Origin of the sequence: Pseudoalteromonas amylolytica (assembly GCF_001854605.1) — a bacterium.
Lineage (GTDB): Bacteria > Pseudomonadota > Gammaproteobacteria > Enterobacterales > Alteromonadaceae > Pseudoalteromonas > Pseudoalteromonas amylolytica.
The window spans coordinates 242602-260570 of the sequence record NZ_MKJU01000025.1 but is presented as its reverse complement, the minus strand read 5'-3'; the positions used below and the strand labels follow the sequence as shown (position 1 = coordinate 260570).

15 protein-coding genes and 1 tRNA gene are annotated in these 17969 nt (G+C 45.3%); 9 read left to right on the top strand and 7 right to left on the bottom strand.

Features of this window, described 5'->3' with window-relative positions; translation table 11 throughout:
• Nucleotides 1-88 precede the first annotated feature (88 nt).
• Entirely contained in the window at nucleotides 89-2272 is a 2184-nt protein-coding gene (gene fadJ / locus BET10_RS07675; RefSeq protein WP_070984650.1) for a fatty acid oxidation complex subunit alpha FadJ, read from the bottom strand.
• On the bottom strand, nucleotides 2272-3582 hold the full coding sequence (gene fadI, locus BET10_RS07670; protein WP_070984648.1) for an acetyl-CoA C-acyltransferase FadI: 1311 nt from the start codon (nucleotides 3580-3582) through the stop codon (nucleotides 2272-2274). Before fadI ends, fadJ begins: the two co-directional genes overlap by 1 nt.
• A gap of 282 nt (nucleotides 3583-3864) precedes the next feature.
• Here fadI and BET10_RS07665 point away from each other — a divergent pair, with 282 nt between their 5' ends.
• The 9 genes from BET10_RS07665 (at nucleotide 3865) to BET10_RS07625 (ending at nucleotide 13053) form a co-directional block, all read left to right on the top strand.
• Nucleotides 3865-4821 carry an AAA family ATPase gene (locus BET10_RS07665; protein WP_070984642.1) on the top strand — a complete coding sequence of 319 codons (957 nt, stop codon included), beginning with the start codon at nucleotides 3865-3867 and terminating at the stop codon, nucleotides 4819-4821.
• Nucleotides 4821-5786, top strand: a complete 966-nt coding sequence (locus BET10_RS07660) for a DUF58 domain-containing protein (protein ID WP_070984640.1) — start codon at nucleotides 4821-4823, stop codon at nucleotides 5784-5786. The genes BET10_RS07665 and BET10_RS07660 overlap by 1 nt, the downstream gene beginning before the upstream one ends.
• 5 nt (nucleotides 5787-5791) lie before the next feature.
• On the top strand, nucleotides 5792-6226 hold the full coding sequence (locus BET10_RS07655; protein WP_070984638.1) for a DUF4381 domain-containing protein: 435 nt from the start codon (nucleotides 5792-5794) through the stop codon (nucleotides 6224-6226).
• Complete coding sequence (locus BET10_RS07650; protein ID WP_070984636.1) at nucleotides 6219-7205, top strand: vWA domain-containing protein; 987 nt, start codon at nucleotides 6219-6221, stop codon at nucleotides 7203-7205. The genes BET10_RS07655 and BET10_RS07650 overlap by 8 nt, the downstream gene beginning before the upstream one ends.
• 1 nt (nucleotide 7206) lies before the next feature.
• Nucleotides 7207-9132 (top strand): vWA domain-containing protein, encoded by a 1926-nt coding sequence (locus tag BET10_RS07645; protein WP_070984634.1) that lies wholly within the window; start codon nucleotides 7207-7209, stop codon nucleotides 9130-9132.
• Nucleotides 9126-10778, top strand: a complete 1653-nt coding sequence (locus BET10_RS07640; RefSeq protein ID WP_070984632.1) for a BatD family protein — start codon at nucleotides 9126-9128, stop codon at nucleotides 10776-10778. Before BET10_RS07645 ends, BET10_RS07640 begins: the two co-directional genes overlap by 7 nt.
• A gap of 62 nt (nucleotides 10779-10840) precedes the next feature.
• A complete protein-coding gene (locus BET10_RS07635; protein WP_070984630.1) occupies nucleotides 10841-11356 on the top strand; it encodes a sigma-70 family RNA polymerase sigma factor in 516 nt (171 codons plus the stop codon).
• Complete coding sequence (locus tag BET10_RS07630) at nucleotides 11356-12072, top strand: DUF3379 family protein (RefSeq protein ID WP_070984627.1); 717 nt, start codon at nucleotides 11356-11358, stop codon at nucleotides 12070-12072. The genes BET10_RS07635 and BET10_RS07630 overlap by 1 nt, the downstream gene beginning before the upstream one ends.
• A 129-nt stretch (nucleotides 12073-12201) precedes the next feature.
• A complete protein-coding gene (locus tag BET10_RS07625) occupies nucleotides 12202-13053 on the top strand; it encodes a Tim44 domain-containing protein (RefSeq protein WP_070984625.1) in 852 nt (283 codons plus the stop codon).
• Nucleotides 13054-13148: 95 nt separating this feature from the next.
• On the opposite strand, the gene BET10_RS07620 is transcribed toward BET10_RS07625, so the two are convergent.
• The 5 genes from BET10_RS07620 to tpiA all read right to left on the bottom strand — a co-directional run bounded on the left by BET10_RS07620 (nucleotide 13149) and on the right by tpiA (nucleotide 17943).
• Nucleotides 13149-14438, bottom strand: a complete 1290-nt coding sequence (locus tag BET10_RS07620) for a Glu/Leu/Phe/Val family dehydrogenase (protein WP_070984623.1) — start codon at nucleotides 14436-14438, stop codon at nucleotides 13149-13151.
• A gap of 163 nt (nucleotides 14439-14601) precedes the next feature.
• Entirely contained in the window at nucleotides 14602-16392 is a 1791-nt protein-coding gene (locus BET10_RS07615) for a UvrD-helicase domain-containing protein (protein ID WP_170829122.1), read from the bottom strand.
• Between the two features lie 304 nt (nucleotides 16393-16696).
• Nucleotides 16697-16781, bottom strand: a tRNA-Leu gene (locus BET10_RS07610).
• A gap of 63 nt (nucleotides 16782-16844) precedes the next feature.
• Entirely contained in the window at nucleotides 16845-17192 is a 348-nt protein-coding gene (secG, locus tag BET10_RS07605) for a preprotein translocase subunit SecG (RefSeq protein WP_070984619.1), read from the bottom strand.
• A 1-nt stretch (nucleotide 17193) separates the two neighbouring features.
• Nucleotides 17194-17943, bottom strand: coding sequence for a triose-phosphate isomerase (gene tpiA / locus BET10_RS07600; RefSeq protein ID WP_070984617.1), 750 nt, complete (start codon nucleotides 17941-17943; stop codon nucleotides 17194-17196).
• Nucleotides 17944-17969: the final 26 nt, after the last annotated feature.

Here is a 17969-nt window from a genome sequence, read left to right as displayed (position 1 = left end):
AGGCCAATTTGTTCGTTAAAAAAGGGAATACACCGTGTGATGTATTCCCTTTTTTTAACACTCTAAACAATAAACTGGGTAGTGTTTTTTAAGGCGTTTCGGTTTGTTCCTCATTCGACTTAGCAGCTTCTTGAGGTTGAGACTTACTCACTTCACTCAAAGCGGGTTTAGCATCTTGATAAAACTTAGTGCCTGTTTCAGCCATCTTCATCAATGGCTCTGCTGGTGTAAACACCGGGTTATCAGAAGCATACGTCGACAGTTCTGAACATACCTTGTTAACTCCACGATTATCCATATAACTAAATGGACCTCCTAGGAATGGCGGGAAACCAATACCAAAGATTGCGCCAATGTCACCATCGCGAGGGCTAGCAATAATGCCCTCATCTAAACAACGCGCGGCTTCGTTGAGCATCTGAGCAACACAACGGCTTGCAATTTCTTGTTTGTTCAGACGTGGACTGGTGGTAATTCCCAGTAATTCATATACTGACTCGTCCACTTTTTTGTCTTTTTTATCGTAGCTATAGAAGCCTCTGCCAGTTTTACGACCTAAACGCTTCGCGTCTATCAGGCGGTCAAAAGCATTAGGCGCCTTAAAACGCTCCCCTAGTTCTTTTTCCAAAATTGGCGCTATTTTAGAACCAATATCAATGCCTACTTCATCAAGTAGTGCCAACGGCCCTACTGGAAAACCAAACTCTACCAATGCTTGGTCAATCTTTTCGATTGGCTCACCCGCTAACAATAAGTTGGCCGCTTCATTCACATAAGGCGCCAAAATACGGTTGACGTAAAAGCCAGCTTTGTCTTTTACCACAATAGGCGTTTTGCCCTGTTTGCGCGCAAAATTCACCGTGCGAGCAATTGTCTGCTCCGAGGTAGCAGCATGAGGAATGATTTCTACCAATGGCATTTTTTCAACTGGAGAGAAATAATGTAAACCTATTACATTCTCAGGGCGTTCAGCCTTTTCAGCGATTTGAGCTATCGGCAGCGACGACGTGTTGCTGGCAAAAATGGTTTCTTTTTGACAGTGCTGTTCAATATCAGCCACCATACCTTGCTTGAGCTTTAAGTCTTCAAACACCGCTTCGATCACCATATCAACATGTTTGAAACCAGAGTAATCTGTAGCGCCAGTGATACGGTTCATGGTCTGTTGAAGCTGCGCTTTTGTCATGATGCGGCGCTTTTGGCGCTTGGACAAAATTTTGTAGCTGTAATTCATTGCATTGGCGATGCCTTGCTGAGCCACATCTTTAACGCGTACCAGTGCTTGTGCCTTAACAGCACTGACATGTGCAATACCCGCGCCCATCAAACCGCCCCCTAAAACAGCGGTGCGCTCAATTGGTGCAACATCGTCATTTTTCCACTCTTTTTTCATTTCAGTGGTAGCAAAGAAGATCCCGCGTAGCGCTTTTGATACATCGGTCATCACCAAGTCGGCAAACCCTTCCGCCTCGGTTTTATATGCCTTGAGCTCATCAAGCTCTATCGAAGCGCGTACGGCTTTTATGATATTCACTGGTGCAGGATAGTGACCACCGGTCTTTTTCAAAACATTTTCCTGCGCTTTTTTGAATATGATGTTACGACCGAATGGGTTTGACTCAAGCAGCTGGCTCAATCTATCTAAGCGAGGTTTAGTTGGTTTAGCTTTACCTTTAGTCGCCATTTGTGCAGCAACAGATAGCAAGATACTCGCTGGTACACAGTCGTTAACTAAGCCTGATTTTTTGGCTTGTTTAGCGCGTACCTGCTTGCCTGTTAACATCCACTCCAGCGCCTTTTGGATACCTACCAACTTTGGTAAACGCTGAGTGCCACCGCCTCCTGGTAATAAACCAAGCTGTACTTCAGGTAAACCTAGTTTGGTAATATCACTGTCGGTACACACACGATAATCACATGCAAGCGCAAACTCTAAACCGCCACCAAGGGCCGCACCATGAATCGCAGCAACCGTTGGGTAAGGCTGTTTTTTCATGGTGAAAAACGCTTGCTGACACATTTCTGACAAGGCTAGTGCATCTTCGCGCGTTTTGGCGCTATCCAACATTTTGATGTCTGCGCCCGCAATGAAGTTATCACTTTTGCCACTGATAAAAACCATTCCGGTAATGTTGTCATCACGGCCCTGTTTTAGAATTGCCAATAAATCTTCGGCAAAACTATCCCGCAGGGTGTTCATCTTTTCACCCGGCACGTCGATAGTAACGATGGCTACTCGTCTTTCGTTTAATTCATAACTAAATACTGACATTACGCGCTCTCCAATACAAAGGCTGCACCCAAACCACCCGCCGCACAGGCTGTGGTAAGTGCTAAGCCGCCGCCACGACGTTTTAACTCATGCAAGCTTTGCGTGATCAAACGCGCACCCGTCGCTGCAAATGGGTGACCATATGCCAATGAGCCGCCGTTAACGTTAAATTTATCCATATCAATTTCACCAATCGCTTTCGAGCGACCCAATTTTTCTTGCGCAAACTTGTCCGAGCCAAACATTTTCATGTTCGCCAATGCCTGCGCGGCAAATGCTTCGTGCATTTCAATCAAATCTAAATCTTGTAAGCTAATACCCGCTCTGTCGAGCGCCACAGGCGTTGAATGAGCAGGTCCCATCAGCATATCTTCATGTACACCAATTGCTGAGAATGCAAAGCTACGAACATAACCTAAAATGTCGTAACCCAATGCTTTAGCCTTACTCTCACTCATCATCAGTACCGCTGCAGCGCCATCTGTTAACGGTGTAGCATTGGCTGCTGTAACCGAACCATGCACTCTATCAAATACTGGCTTCAGCTTGGCATACCCTTCTAATGAAGAGTTGGTACGAATATTATTGTCTTGTTCAATAAACGATTTGTAAGGCGGCACATGCGCCGTCATCACTTCTTCCGCTAATAGCCCATCAGCCCATGCTTTGGCTGCCAGTGAATGCGAACGGTGCGCCATGGCGTCTTGATCTGCGCGGCTAATCCCGTGGGTTTTTGCCATTTGCTCAGCAGTTTGTCCCATTGAGAGTCCCGTTGAATATTCGGCTACCGCAGGAGGAACTGGCAGTAAGTCTTTCAAACGTAACTTGGAGAAAATCTTTAAACGCTGACCTAACGTACGCGCTTTGTTCAAATCAACAAGGCTACCGGCTAGTTTCTTACTCACACCGATTGGTAATACGGAAGATGAGTCTGCGCCACCCGCAATACCCACAGTCGCAGACCCTGCAATGATTGATTCAGCCACATTGGCAATCGCTTGGAAACTGGTTGCACACGCACGTGATACAGAATAGGCATCAACAGATACTGGCATACCGGTACCCAATACAATTTCACGAGCGATATTGGGTGCTTCTGGCATTTGTACAACTTGACCAAACACCAACTGGTCTATTTCATTTTTATCGAAGTTTAAACGCTCAAGCATTTCGTTGACTACCAGCTTACCGAGGTCCAATGCTGGTACGTGGTGGAACGCCGTAGCTTGTTTTGCAAATGGAGTACGTAACCCGCTTACAATCGCGATACGGTCGCCTTTTGTTGTTTTTAGAATATTTTGCTCAGACATTAATATGCTCTCCCGCTGACAGGTCTGACCTGTTAAATTTTACCTGATTCTAAACAACCGCTAATACAATGCCAATAGTAAATTCAAAATTGGTTACAAAAGAATCAAACACCACTTACCCTAGTCGTTTTTTTATACAGTCGCAAAAGTTATTGAAAAAACTCGGGAACTATTCAAAAAACCAGAGTCTAAGTATGACGCAAAAATGTCAATCAACACTTGAGATCAGACAACAAAACCATATAACTTAAAGCAAAAATTTGTCACAACAAGGACAAAGCAATGGCAGTAAATGAATTTTCACAATTAAAACGCTATCTCGATACACAAATTATTGGTCAGCCGGCTTTGACTCAGGCTTTACTTATCGCAATTTTGGCTGATGGTCACCTTTTGGTTGAAGGCCCGCCTGGACTTGCTAAAACCCGCGCAGTCAACGCCCTAGCAAAAGGGATTGAAGGCAGTTTTCAACGCGTTCAGTTTACCCCAGATTTATTACCTGCAGACGTCACAGGTACGGATATTTATCGTCAACAAACCAGTGAGTTTGTGTTTGAAAAAGGCCCACTTTTTCACAACCTGATTCTGGCTGATGAAATTAACCGAGCCCCTGCTAAAGTGCAATCAGCACTGCTTGAAGCAATGGCTGAGAGACAAATCACCGTGGGTAAAAATACCTACCCCTTGTCTGAATTGTTCATGGTTATGGCAACACAAAACCCGTTGGAGCAAGAGGGGACTTACCCGCTGCCAGAGGCCCAGTTAGACCGCTTTTTACTCCACCTGAACATAGATTATCCGCACGCAGAGAATGAACTGGCGATTTTACGACTGACACGTGGCGAAGCCTTGGAACAAGAGCCTGTCAGCTTTGCTCCTATCAGCCAAGCCACCTTATTTGCCGCCCGTAAGAGCGTATTATCAATGCACCTTGCCGAGCCGCTTGAACAATATTTGGTACAACTGATCATCGCGACGCGTCAAGGTGCAAAACTCGATGCCCAACTTGGCGCATGGATTGAATTTGGTGCAAGCCCGCGGGCAACCATCGCATTAGATAAATGTGCACGAGCGCATGCATGGTTGCATGAGCGTGACTTCGTTACCCCTGAAGATATCCAAGCCGTGGTCCACAATGTTTTGCGTCACCGCATCATCCTGAGCTACGAAGCACAAGCGGATGGCATCAGTAAAGATGAAGTGATCAGTCGAATTGTTGATTTAGTGCCAGTACCGTAATGAAGCAAGCAACTCAGTTATCAACCCAAGCATGGTTAGAGCAATGCCACAGTAATGGTGCACAGCTGGGCTTGAAAGAGTTACTGTATTACAAGCCCAAAGCTAATTTATTGTCGCTAAAGCCTAGCGCACGCATCAAAAGTGCTCAGGCTGGCCAATATTTAGCCCCCCACAAAGGCCGTGGGATGGAATTTGCCGAGGTGCGCCAATATCAGTATGGTGATGACATTCGTGCCATTGACTGGCGCGTTACCGCAAGAACGGGCGAAGCGCACACTAAACTTTATCAAGAAGAAAAAGAGCGTCCCGTCTTTGTTTTTACCGATCTTACAAACAGCATGTTGTTCGGCAGTAAGCTACTACTCAAGTCAGTGCAAGCAGCACATTTAAGTGCGCTGGTTGCTTGGTCTGCATGTCAACGTGGTGATAGGCTCGGTGGTATTGTTTTTAGTGAATATGGTCACCATGAGCTCAAACCCGCAGCGCGAGATAAAGGCGTGCTAGCCTTGTGTCATCAGCTGTGTGATATCCACCAACTAGCCTTACAAAACCGAGAGCAAGTTGTTGAGCATCAGCAGATAGAAAATCGCTTTGCCGACAATCTAAAACGTCTTACGCATCTGGCCAAGCCAGGCAGTCTGATCTATTTAATTTCAGATTTCACTCATCTTAGTGACACCAGTTTTAAACAGTTAGAACGCTTGGCTCGACATTGTGAATTGATTGGCTGCCATATCAGCGATCCTTTTGAACACCAGCTTCCAGCCTACCGTGAAGCCATTACGGTGGACGCTGGCGCAGGTAGTTGGACATTACCTCTGATGGATAAACAATTTCGTAGCAAATTTGCCGAGCAAGCAGCGGATGTGTTCGCAAAACGCCTAGCGCGCTTAAAACGTGCGGGTATGACCATGCAATCTTTTAGTGCGGCAACGCCCTTAGAATCACAGCTTTTGAGGTATTAACAGTTATGCAGGCTTCTCCACTAGATGCATTACACGACGTGATGCCACCAAGCGAAGTATCATGGTGGCCATTATCCCCCGCTATGTGGGTCATCATTGCAATGTTACTTTTACTCACAATCATGCTGATTGTTTGGCGCTACAAAGCTTGGCAACACAAGCGCGCAAAACGTGAAGCAATTAGCCAGTGTGCGCAATACCAAGATGACGCCCAGCAATTACACATATTAGTCAAACGACTCACCAAACATTACTATGGTAACCAAGCTGTTGCGGGTTCTAATCAGCTTTGGGCGAGCCGTTTGAGCAAATTGAGCGGGCAAACATTTAATGCACAAGAGCTAGATACGCTTTACAGCCCAGAGCCAAGCGCGAACTTGGCGTCCAAGTTGCATCTGGCTATCAAAAATTTCAAGTTAAAAGAGGCCATCGATGTTTGAGTTTAGCTGGCCTTGGGCCTTTGTGTTACTGCCACTGCCGTGGCTGCTGGCGAAATTGAAACCTGTACAATACACAGCCAATGCTCGTTTGCGTATGCCAAGCTTTGCTAACCTTGCAGAGCTCGCCCCGAAAGCTGTGCAACAAAGCCGCAAGATACACTGGCTAGAGCTACTCATCTGGCTGCTACTTGTGGTGGCTGCAGCAAACCCAAAATGGCTGGATGAACCAATAGCCTTGCCCAACGAAGGCCGCGACATCATGCTTGCTGTGGACTTATCTGGGTCAATGACTGAACAAGACATGGAGTATCAAGGCCGTTACGTTGATAGATTGTCCGTTGTTAAGGCCGTACTCAGTGAATTTATTGAACAACGACAAGGTGATAGACTTGGCTTAATTTTATTTGGTGATACTGCATTTTTACAAACGCCACTTACAAGAGATTTAAATACCGTAAGTCAAATGCTAAGCGAGGCACAAATAGGCTTAGTAGGCCGTGCAACCGCCATCGGCGACGCTTTAGGGCTTGCAGTAAAGCGGTTCAGTCAAAAACAACAAAGCAACCGAGTGCTTATTTTGCTGACTGATGGTCAAAATACGGCGGGAAATTTAAGCCCAGATGATGCCTTGATCTTAGCGCGTGAAGAAGGAATAAAGGTGTACACCGTAGGTGTTGGCTCTGATGGTAGGCGTGGTTTTAGCCTATTTGGCATGGGTGGTGTCGGTGGCAGCAATATCGATGAAGCTACGCTAAAACATATCTCTAAAGAAACCAGTGGTCTTTACTTCAGAGCAAAAGATGTAGCGGGTTTACAGCAAATTTATCAAGAGTTGGATAAACTTGAGCCCGTCTCTGACGAAGCACAAACGTTTCGTCCACAACTTGCGCTATTTTACTGGCCGCTTGCTGGGGCTTTGCTCCTAATCACGCTGACAATTTTACTAAAAGCCCTACGTGGCATGAGACAGGAGGTGTAATATGGAGTTCATGTTTATTCGCCCTGCTCTATTGTGGCTGCTTCTCCCTTGGTTACTTATCACGGGCTTACAGTTTGTAAAGAGAAACAATCACAAACACGGTGAGCTTATTGCTCCACACCTTGCGGGAGTGATGCTCAGTGAAGCAAAGCAGCAGAAAAAACAAAGTAGCCCGCTGTTGATGAGCCTATTTTTATTGCTTGGTATTATAAGTATCGCAGGCCCAAGTTTCGAAAAACAACAAGTACCCGTCTACCAAGCCAAACAAGCGCGAGTGCTGTTAATGGATATGTCCTATTCAATGTATTCCACCGACATCACACCAAATCGTTTAACCCAAGCGCGTTTTAAAGCACTGGATATGATTGAGCTATTCAAAGAAGGTGAAACGGCACTAGTAGCTTACGCAGGTGATGCTTATACTGTTTCACCGCTAACCAGTGATGCAGCAACATTAGCTAACTTAATTCCCAGCCTAAGCCCTGAGATTATGCCTGATAGAGGTTCAAATGTACTCGCTGGTATCGCTCAAGCTATCTCCTTGCTAAAGCAAGCAGGTTATACCCAAGGTGATATCATTTTGGTGACTGACGGACTAGACCAGAACGATGTTGATGACATCACCTCTGAGCTAAAGAATGAACGTTATCAATTGAGTATTTATGGTATTGGTACCGAACAAGGCGCGCCAATCGCGGTACCTGAAGGTGGATTTTTGAAGGACGCTTCAGGACAAATTGTAGTACCTAAAATTAATTTCTCGCGCTTAGCGGGGCTTGCTAAAAGTCATAGCGGAAAATTTGTTCGCTACAGCCCTGCAGGGCAAGACATCAAAGCGTTTAAACCCAAAGTTAAAAATGATGATGTACTAAACGAAACTCAGCAAAGCCAAGCATTATGGCGTGTGGATGCAGGGCATTATGGTTTGCTGCTCTTGTTACCAATGGCACTGTTGCTCATGCGTCGCGCAGGCATCACTCTCCTAGCCGTGATGTTTATAATGACACCGATTGAGCAACCCATGGCCGCTGATTGGCAAAGTTGGTTAAAAAATACCGACCAGAATGCCCTTGGTGCATATCAAAATGATGACTTTGCAAACGCCGCTGCAGCGCAAAACCCTGAACTTAAAGGTGCCGCCCTATACAAACAAGGCCATTACGACCAAGCCGCTGAAGTATTGCGCGACACACAGTCTGCACTGGGACAATACAATTATGGTAATGCACTGGCTAAGCAAGGCGAGCTAGACGCAGCCATTGAAGCATATGAACAGGCGCTATCAATAAATCCAGACTTGAGCGAAGCTGCTGATAACAAAAAGCTTGTTGAACAACTTAAACAACAACAAGACCAACAACAGCAAGGTGACCAGCAGCAACAAGGTGACCAACAACAGCAAGGTGACCAGCAGCAACAAGGTGACCAGCAGCAACAAGGTGATCAACAGCAAGGTGACCAACAGCAACAAGGTAACCAACAGCAGCAAGGTGACCAACAGCAGCAAGGTGACCAACAGCAGCAAGGTGACCAACAGCAACAAGGTGACCAACAGCAACAAGGTGATCAACAGCAACAAGGTGATCAAAACAATCAGCCCGATATGCAAAGCGATCCCAGTACACAACAGCATGCGCAAAGTGCTGAACAAACTGAACAGCAAAACAGTGATGATCACAATGCCCAAGCAGCAATGCAACAGCAGCAAAAGCAACCAAGCTCTGATGAGGCCACTGATGAAGCACAAGGCGCATCGGTTACGGCTCAACCACTTACCCCTGAAGAAAAAGAAAAGGCTCAGCAGCTCAATCAGTTACTTCGTAAAGTACCCGATGACCCTGCTATTTTGCTACGCAATAAGATGCAACTAAAAGCCCAGCAACGCGCTCAACAACGCCGTCCACAAGGAGTTGAAAAATCATGGTAATACGCTTGTTAATTTCCGTATTCCTTTTACTATTTTTACACCCAAGTATGGCCATTGATACCCTCACTGCCAGCGTCGATAAAAACCCCGTGCTAGTTGGGGAATACTTTACCCTCACCATTGAGGCTGATGGTAAGGTCTCTGGCGAACAGCCCGATACCAGTGCTCTGTCTGCACAATTTGTGACTGGCCCAATTAGTGTTGGGTCTCGAACCAGCATTATCAACGGTAGCATGAGTAGTCAAACCACATGGCAAATGCAGGTATTGGCTAGAAAGCCCGGAACTTTCACGATCCCCGCTTTTGAAGTAGCTGGCAAGCGCTCTGAACCCATTCAATTAAAAGTCGTGCCTCGGGGCGATGAGCAGCAACAGCAAAAAGATATTTTTGTCACCGCTGAGCTAACACCAAGCAACTTGTATGTTCAACAGGCTGGCCTGTATACGGTTAAACTATATCTGGGCAAAGACTTACTGGATGGGCAACTGAGTGCCCCACAAATGTCAGACGCTCAGATCTCGCAAATGGGGAAACAGCAAGAAGACTACGAAGTCGTTGATGGCCGCCGTTATATGGTCATCACTCGCGAGTACTTGATACAGCCACAAAAAAGCGGCGACTATACTATTACAGCACCGGTGTTTAATGGCCAGGTAAGAGAAAACTATCGCCGTATGGCTGTTTCTGCCATCGCCGAAGATACACAACTTGAAGTAAAGCCAATTCCAGATACCTATCAAGGCGCCTGGTTGCCTAGCGAGTTGGTCAACCTCAGTGAAGAGTGGCAGCCCGCCGATGAGTCGGTCACGGTAGGAACACCTATTACCCGCACCATCACCCTAACGGCGCTTGGGGTAACACAAGAGCAATTACCCGATATCGAGCTAGATACTATCTCTGGTATTCGCAGCTACCCAGATGAAAGCGATAGAAACCAACTTAGTCGTGACGGGCGCGTGATCTCACAATTGGTGTCATCACACGCGTTAGTGCCACAAAAAACCGGCACATATACTCTGCCAGAAGTGAAAATCCCATGGTTTAACACAGTTATCAACAAGGTAAATTACGCGACATTACCCGCACGAACTATCACTGTGATTGCCGACCCTAATCAACCGCTTGCCCCAATTACAGCGCCTGTATCGCCCGTAGCACCAGAAAACCCACAAGGCAACACAGAGCAACCCAATCAGCCTGCACAAAGTTTGCCAGTAAATACGCCTGTTGAAACAGCAAGTAAAACCCTTATCGATTGGATTGTAATGGGAGCTGGCTATATCTTGTGGTTGCTAACTTTAGCAATTTGGTGGTTTAAAAAGCCACAGGCACCTCAGCCAAAAACGTCAGCAAAAGCGCCAGACTCAATGATTGCTCTAAAAGCGGCTGCAAAACAACATAACGCCCATGAGTTTTATCAAGCATTGAGAGCCTTGGCTAAAAAGCAAGCTCCGACGCTCGGCTTTGATGCTTGGCTGGCACAGTTAAACTCCCCTGAGCTTAGCGATGAAATTGCCAAGCTACAGGCATCCCTTTATAGTGAGAGCACCCACAGTGCGGATTTAACACAGATATATCAACTGCTGCAAACAGCCATAAAAAAACACGCGGCACAAGATAGCGCTCATCTGACTCAGCTATACTGAGTCAGGTGAAAATTAATTTTATCGTGATGTAAGAAATTCACGGATCATAAGGTCTTATTAGCATGACCACAAAACAAAAACGCTACGAGGCTTTAGTGCAGGTCTATCATGGTGAGCTTTATCGCTTTGCCTACTGGCTATGCCAAGACCCGACTATAGCCGAAGACTTAGTTCAAGAAACTTTTTTACGGGCATGGCGCTCACTTGACTCGCTTCAAGACAAAAATGCTGCCAAGCCTTGGTTGTTAACTATTTTACGCCGAGAAAATGCACGGCGCTTTGAGAGAAAACAGTTTGATTACGCCGATGTAGATAACGACACCTTAGTCGACAACACCGGCACAAGTTTAGACGATGAGATGGAGCAAACCGTTATACAAAGGCAGATAAGCAAACTTTCAGTCGAGTATAGAGAGCCATTGCTGCTGCAAGTGGTTATGGGTTGCTCAGGGGATGAAATCGCAGATATTTTAGAGCTAAACAAAAACACAGTTATGACTCGCCTTTATCGAGCTAGAAATCAGCTCAAAGAGGCACTAACCGAATGTCAAGAACCATTAAAAGGGGCACAAAACTGATGGATGAACTAGAATTTCGTCGCCGCCTTTTTGCAGATCCAAACGATAAGGACGTTGCGCAAGAGGCAGCAAATAATGCTGAGCAAAACGCCCTGTTAGAGGAACTTCAAGCTTTTGATGCGCAAATTGCAAAAGCGCTGGATGTAGAAGTACCAGCTGGCTTGGCTGAGCGTATTTTGGCAAATCAGCAAGCTGATAATAAGCACAACAAGGTGGTGAAAAAGAGCTGGTTTCGCAGCTACCGCACCCCATTTGCTACGGCAGCAAGTGCGACTTTTGCATTGGGTTTGTATTTTATGAGTGCCACGCAGGCCCCCCTCTTGGCGGGCGAACATGCCTTAGCCCATGTACGTCATGAACAAATCGCATTTAAGGGGCAAGATGAAATCGCGCTGCAAACGGTTAACGATAAACTATCGCTATTTGGAGCAAGACTTGAAACGCTGCCTGGCAAAGTGACCTATGCTACGTTTTGTAACTTTAAGGGCCAGAAAAGCCTGCACTTGGTATTTCAGTCTGAACATGGCCCTATGACAGTATTTATCGTACCGCTGTCTGGTAAAAATAGTCTAGGCGGTGACGGTCAATTTGCGGATGATCGCTACAATGGTGTCGTTGGTCAGGACAATCACGGCGCGACTGTATTAGTTGCCAATATAGGTTCCCCAGTTGAGCAATACCAAAAAGACGTAAGCAACGCTTTGCGCTGGCAATAGGATGTAAATAAAGCGGTACGTTCTATACGTACCGCTCCCCCCGTTTAATTCCCTATTGGCCCTATTTCTATTTATATCACTCGGCTAATTCTTTAAAATTCAAGACAGTTTTAGTTCTTTAGGATAGTTATGAAAAACTTTATTGTACTTTTTTCACTGATCTCATTGTTGTTCGTAAGCAGCTTTAATGCGGAAGCCAGAAAAAAGTTTGGCAGTAAGTCATCTGGTAAAACCCATCAAACCAGTACGACACAACAAAAGCAACAAACAGATACCAAGTCTCTTTCAGCACCAACAACTGCAAAGCCTAAATCGAGTAAAAAAGGCATTATGGCGGGTGTTTTAGGCGGCCTACTTGCAGGTGGCCTTATCGCTGCAATGCTTGGTGATGACTTTGAAGGCTTTGCGTTTTTAGAAATGCTACTGCTTGCGGGTGCGGCATTTTTAATCTTTAAACTGGTAAAAAATGCTTTAGTTAAGCGTCAACATCCGCAGATGGCGGGTGGCCCACAAGTTAACCCAAGTCAATTCAATCAGCCTCAACAGTTTCAAGCCCAATCGGCGGCAACTGGTGGCTTTGCTCAGCAAGAGTCAGTTCCTTTCAACTTACCTAGAGATTTTGACATAAATGGCTTTTTACAAGGCGCCCGTCAGCACTATGTCACGTTACAAGAGGCTTGGAATAAAAAAGACTACACGACCATGGCCGAATACCTAAGCCCACAACTTGTTGCAGAGTTTAAGCAAGAGCGTGAAAGCGCAGGTGATGTGGCGACCGAGGTGATGTTTGTGGATGCACAGCTCGTTCGTGCTGACACCAACCCTCAAGTATGGGAGGTAAGTATTCTGTTTAAAGGTAAATACCGTGATTTAGGTGACAAACAAGAAGAGCCTATTCATGAAATCTGGCACTTAGAACGCCAAACTCAAGGCAATGCGCCTTGGCTAATCGTTGGCTTAGAAGATTTAGCACAAAGCTAATCACATTATTAAAGAAGTAAAAAAGCCGCCAGCACCGATGCTCGCGGCTTTTTTGATGATATCTGGCCTTTATTTGTATTCCAGCCCTCTAAATCTTACTGTGAACTGGAGAAATAGTCTGATGTACCATGCGCATGTAACGCATCTGACAAACGCTCCAACGCGATTTGGTACACCACTTCACGCATTGACCCATTGGCTTGTTGATATCGCTGCCAAGCATGTTCAAACGCTTGGTGCATGTAGTCATTGAGTTTGTCATGAACTTTTTGTTCAGACCAGGTTTCGCCCTGACGATTTTGACACCACTCAAAAAAGCTCACTACAACACCACCTGCATTGGCCAAAATATCAGGGATCACATGGATTCCCTGCTCAGTCAGTTGCAAGTCGACATCTGAGCTTATTGGGCCATTGGCAATTTCCACGATATAACTCGCTTTTATTTGCTCAACATTATCTTTGTTAATAACACCAGCTAATGCCGCAGGCACTAAAATATCAACATCAAGTGATAACAACTCCTCATTGCTGATACGCGTATGTTCGATATCCTCACAGACGGAATGCTGGCAATAAACAGCCCTAAGTTCATTGCTGCGTTGCTTTTCAGTGAATACACTTTGCACATCAAGCCCTTGTTCACAATAAATTCCCCCCTTTGAATCGCTTACGGCTACGATTTTATAGCCCTCGGCTTGTAGTAATCTTGCACAGTGATAACCACCATTACCAAACCCTTGAATCGCAACTGTCTTTTCGCTTGCTTGCCAGTCTAACTTTCCAGCAAGTGCTTTAATACATAAAAAGGCTCCTCGCCCTGTTGCGCTCTCGCGGCCAAGGCTGCCACCAAACGCTAGGGGCTTACCTGTGATCACGGCTGGACACTTTGTTCTAGTTATTTTTTCATATTCGTCCATCATCCAGCCCATGATACGTGCATTGGTATATACATCTGGCGCAGGAATATCAAGCTCAGGCCCTATAAAATCGGCTTTGGCTCTGATGTAAGAGCGCGATAATCGCTCCAGTTCCATGGGCGACAACTTTTTGGGGTCTACGGTCACTGCGCCTTTCGCTCCGCCAAAAGGCACATTCACCACGGCGCATTTTAATGTCATCCATAAAGCTAACGCTTCAACTTCACTTTGATCTGCGTGCTGGTGAAAACGGATCCCGCCTTTGGTAGGGCCGAGCAAATCATTGTATCGACATCTATAGGCCTTAAAGTACGCGGTATTACCATTGTCTTTACGAATTGCGATATGGCTTGTCAAAGTGCTTTGAGGCTGGCTCAACGCTTCTAAAACAGCACTAAATTGGGGAGTGTCTTGAGCAATGGTACTCAAGCGAGCGAGCGCATCTCGCAGCAGGTCTTTTCTCATATTTAACTCCTTTAATATTATTCGCTATGATGCTTTTGGCATATAACTACAAGCGTAGTGTAATAAAGCTAAGCTGCACAAAAGCGTTGAGAGGTTTTAATTGCTTATTATCAATAACGCTTTCACAGCTGTGTTTAATTATTAAAGAATGAGGCTTTGTCACCTAGTGAGTATTGCTTTTTATTTCTAGCTCAGCTAAAAACCGACATGCGTTGTCTTGTGGCTTAAATAGATAAACTCGCCGCTTAGCACGGGTCAACGCCACATAAAACAAGCGTCTTTCCTCTGCAAAGGAAAATGTCTCCCGTGCTGGCAACATCGCTTCCATCAACGGCTGAATCGGTCGATTAGCGGGAAAGCCCGTGTGACCTTCATAGAGCCCCATGATCACCGCATATTCTGCTTCTTTACCTTTTGCTGCATGAAAGGTCATCGCCCTTATTTTAAGCGCTTTGAATTTACCTTGTAAGTCCACCAGCTCATCACGTGAAGGCAGCATCTTATGAAAACGCGCCAGTAACAACACGCAGGCCTCCCCTTTATCATTGAGCTGAGCAAGTACTTTTTCAAGCGTATTAGCTTCACATTCGACAGTTTCCATTTGTAATGTAGGTCCTGTTTCCGTGCGAGCCGACTTCACGTATTTTTTTAGCTGATGTGGGTTGGCACATACGAAACGACTAGAGATATCTAGGACATCTTGAGGGTATCGAAAAGTTTTATCCAATGCAGTGATAGTAACGCGACCAAAGTGCGCCTCAAACTGCGTGGTTAATGTAATATCTGCACCGCTAAACCTATAAATTGATTGCCAATCATCCCCTACAGCAAACAAATACCGTTTATTTTTTGCCTTCATTAAGGCTTTGAGCAATTCAGCCCTAATGGGTGATAGGTCTTGAAATTCGTCCACCATTATATGTTGCCAAGGTACATTAAAGCGGTCAGCTTCTATATAGGCTATTGCTTTGGCAATCATATCTTCAAAATCAATCGCCCCCTCGGTATCCAAGTAAGATTGATATTCATCAATGATTGGCGTTAGACATTTCAGGAGGTCACTTTGCTGTGAGGCAATTCTTGTCAGTTGACCTAAAGCCACAACATTCTTATAGACACTTAACAAAGAGGTAATATGAGCGATGACCGCTTTACATCGTGCACTTCTTATAAATTCAGCCAGATCTAAATTAGGCTGAATATGACACTCCTTGATACAAAACTGCTCGAATAATCCCTTGTACCCAGGCTGAAGGCAAAGTACCTGAAGTGTATCTTGAACAAACCTGAATCGCTTCTTGGCATCGTTAGTTAACTCACTGAGCTGTGGCTGTTTACCCTCAACTGCTGCAATCACCAGCATGCCCAAGGCATGAAAGGTCAAACATTCAAACGACTCTCCAGCTCGTTGCTTTAGCTCCTTTGCAGCTTCACTGCCATAAGCAAGGAGTAAGACTTGCTCTGGGGTTGCTACATCACTGTAGACCAAAAACTTGGCTCTTGACACCATCACACTGGTTTTGCCCGTGCCAGCCCCCGCTAGCAGCAGGTGGCTATCATCTCGAATAATACAGGCTTGCCTTTGTGCTGCTGTTAATGGCTGAGCTTCAACGCTGTCAAAAAAGTGCTGATATTTATTTGCATAGTACTGTATATACTTCGCTCTAAATGCCGCGATATCGTTTGCTTGCCACTGCTGTAACTCTTTAAGCGTATACAACGCCTGCTCGAACTCCGATGTTGGCGTAATGTGAAGGGTCCAACTCAACCATTGTCGTTCAAGTACAGCAACAGTTTGTTTTACAAGGTCAAGGTTGGATTCCGAGAGGTATTGGTTTTTAAGTGAATCTTCTACCTTACCAATGGCTTTGATAAGCCGATGAGCGTGATGATTAAGCCAATACCGCTGAAGCGCGTCATTGGTACATCCGCTATGCGCCAGCGTAACAGTCAAAACTCTCCCTTGCGCCCCTAGCTTCATTTCTAACTTTGTGAGGAAAACTCCGCTTGTCAGTCTCGGTGGGACAAACATCTGTTGCCATGCTATCTCTTTATGAGAAGTGCCCTTGCGTAAAATTAGCGAATGCTTATTTACACAACAACTATGGAAGTGCGCAACACGTTGTTTTAAAGAAGATAGATTTAAGTTCAATTAATTAAGGCACTTAAGAATTAGCTAAAGAATGATATCGATTTCACACTATCATCCGATAAATTACAGGCATAAAAAAACCAGCATCATGCTGGTTTTTATAATTTGGTGCGGATGGGGGGACTTGAACCCCCACGGCCGAAGCCACCACCCCCTCAAGATGGCGTGTCTACCAATTCCACCACATCCGCATTTTTCGGTTAACCGTCTGATTGAGGAATCAAACCACCGAGTAACTTAAGGTTACTAATCTTTTAATTTGGTACGTCTGAAGATTTGTTGTCTTCAGGAGATACTGGAACATCTGAAGTAGCCGGCGCTGTTGTTGAAGGCGGCACTTCAAGGTTTTCCCACTCATCTGTCTTTTTAATCTGACCCGTTGTAAGGTTACCAAGCACAATACTTAATACAAAGAAAACCGTCGCTAGAATCGTAGTCGTCTTCGTCATAAAGTTACCTGCGCCCGATGAGCCAAATACCGTTGCTGATGCGCCAGCACCAAACGATGAACCCATGTCGGCACCCTTACCTTGTTGAACTAACACCATACCGATAAGTGCTAAAGCAACAATTAAGTAAACAACCAATAATATTTCGTACATTTTATACGTTCCCTAGTGCACTTTTACAGATGCTGATGAAGGCATCTTTTTGCAAACTCGCTCCGCCAATAAGGCCACCGTCGATGTCTGCCTGTGCAAATAATGATTCACTGTTTTTTTCGTTTACACTACCACCATAAAGGATGCGTAGCGTCTGTGCCACCTGCTCATCATAACTACTCAGCATGTGACGAATGAATTTATGTACCGTCTGTGCTTGCTCTGGGGTTGCTGTTTTACCAGTCCCGATAGCCCAAACGGGTTCGTATGCTATCACAGAATTATTTAACGCTGCTACACCTAATTTATCAATTACGGCTTTTATTTGCTCTGCAACGACTTCTTCTGTTTTTCCAGCATCACGCTGCTGCTCTGTTTCACCAACACATAGTATTGGCGTCAAACCAAACTGCTGTGCTTTGGCAAACTTATCAGCTACCTGTTGGTTGCTCTCTGAAAATAAACTACGTCTTTCAGAGTGACCCACTAAGGTATATTTAGCCCCTATTTCATGAGCTAGTTTTGCGTGGATTTCACCGGTGTATGCACCTGAATCAAACTCAGAAATAGTCTGAGTTCCTGCCATTACCCCCTTGTTTACTACATCTTTAAGTAATAAAGCGGGAGGAAATATAATAACATCCACGTCTGCATTATTGTGCTTTTCAACTTCGCCGCAGATCTCAGATACCAGTTCCAGCGAACCGTTCATTTTCCAGTTGCCTGCAACTATTGGCTTACGTTGCGCCATACGATACTCCGCATCAGAAAGCGGGT

Coding starts and splice junctions, on each gene's coding strand:
- fadJ (WP_070984650.1), bottom strand. CDS start 2,272: ATGTCAGTATTTAGTTATGAATTAAACGAAAGACGAGTAGCCATCGTT.
- fadI (WP_070984648.1), bottom strand. CDS start 3,582: ATGTCTGAGCAAAATATTCTAAAAACAACAAAAGGCGACCGTATCGCG.
- BET10_RS07665 (WP_070984642.1), top strand. CDS start 3,865: ATGGCAGTAAATGAATTTTCACAATTAAAACGCTATCTCGATACACAA.
- BET10_RS07660 (WP_070984640.1), top strand. CDS start 4,821: ATGAAGCAAGCAACTCAGTTATCAACCCAAGCATGGTTAGAGCAATGC.
- BET10_RS07655 (WP_070984638.1), top strand. CDS start 5,792: ATGCAGGCTTCTCCACTAGATGCATTACACGACGTGATGCCACCAAGC.
- BET10_RS07650 (WP_070984636.1), top strand. CDS start 6,219: ATGTTTGAGTTTAGCTGGCCTTGGGCCTTTGTGTTACTGCCACTGCCG.
- BET10_RS07645 (WP_070984634.1), top strand. CDS start 7,207: ATGGAGTTCATGTTTATTCGCCCTGCTCTATTGTGGCTGCTTCTCCCT.
- BET10_RS07640 (WP_070984632.1), top strand. CDS start 9,126: ATGGTAATACGCTTGTTAATTTCCGTATTCCTTTTACTATTTTTACAC.
- BET10_RS07635 (WP_070984630.1), top strand. CDS start 10,841: ATGACCACAAAACAAAAACGCTACGAGGCTTTAGTGCAGGTCTATCAT.
- BET10_RS07630 (WP_070984627.1), top strand. CDS start 11,356: ATGGATGAACTAGAATTTCGTCGCCGCCTTTTTGCAGATCCAAACGAT.
- BET10_RS07625 (WP_070984625.1), top strand. CDS start 12,202: ATGAAAAACTTTATTGTACTTTTTTCACTGATCTCATTGTTGTTCGTA.
- BET10_RS07620 (WP_070984623.1), bottom strand. CDS start 14,438: ATGAGAAAAGACCTGCTGCGAGATGCGCTCGCTCGCTTGAGTACCATT.
- secG (WP_070984619.1), bottom strand. CDS start 17,192: ATGTACGAAATATTATTGGTTGTTTACTTAATTGTTGCTTTAGCACTT.
- tpiA (WP_070984617.1), bottom strand. CDS start 17,943: ATGGCGCAACGTAAGCCAATAGTTGCAGGCAACTGGAAAATGAACGGT.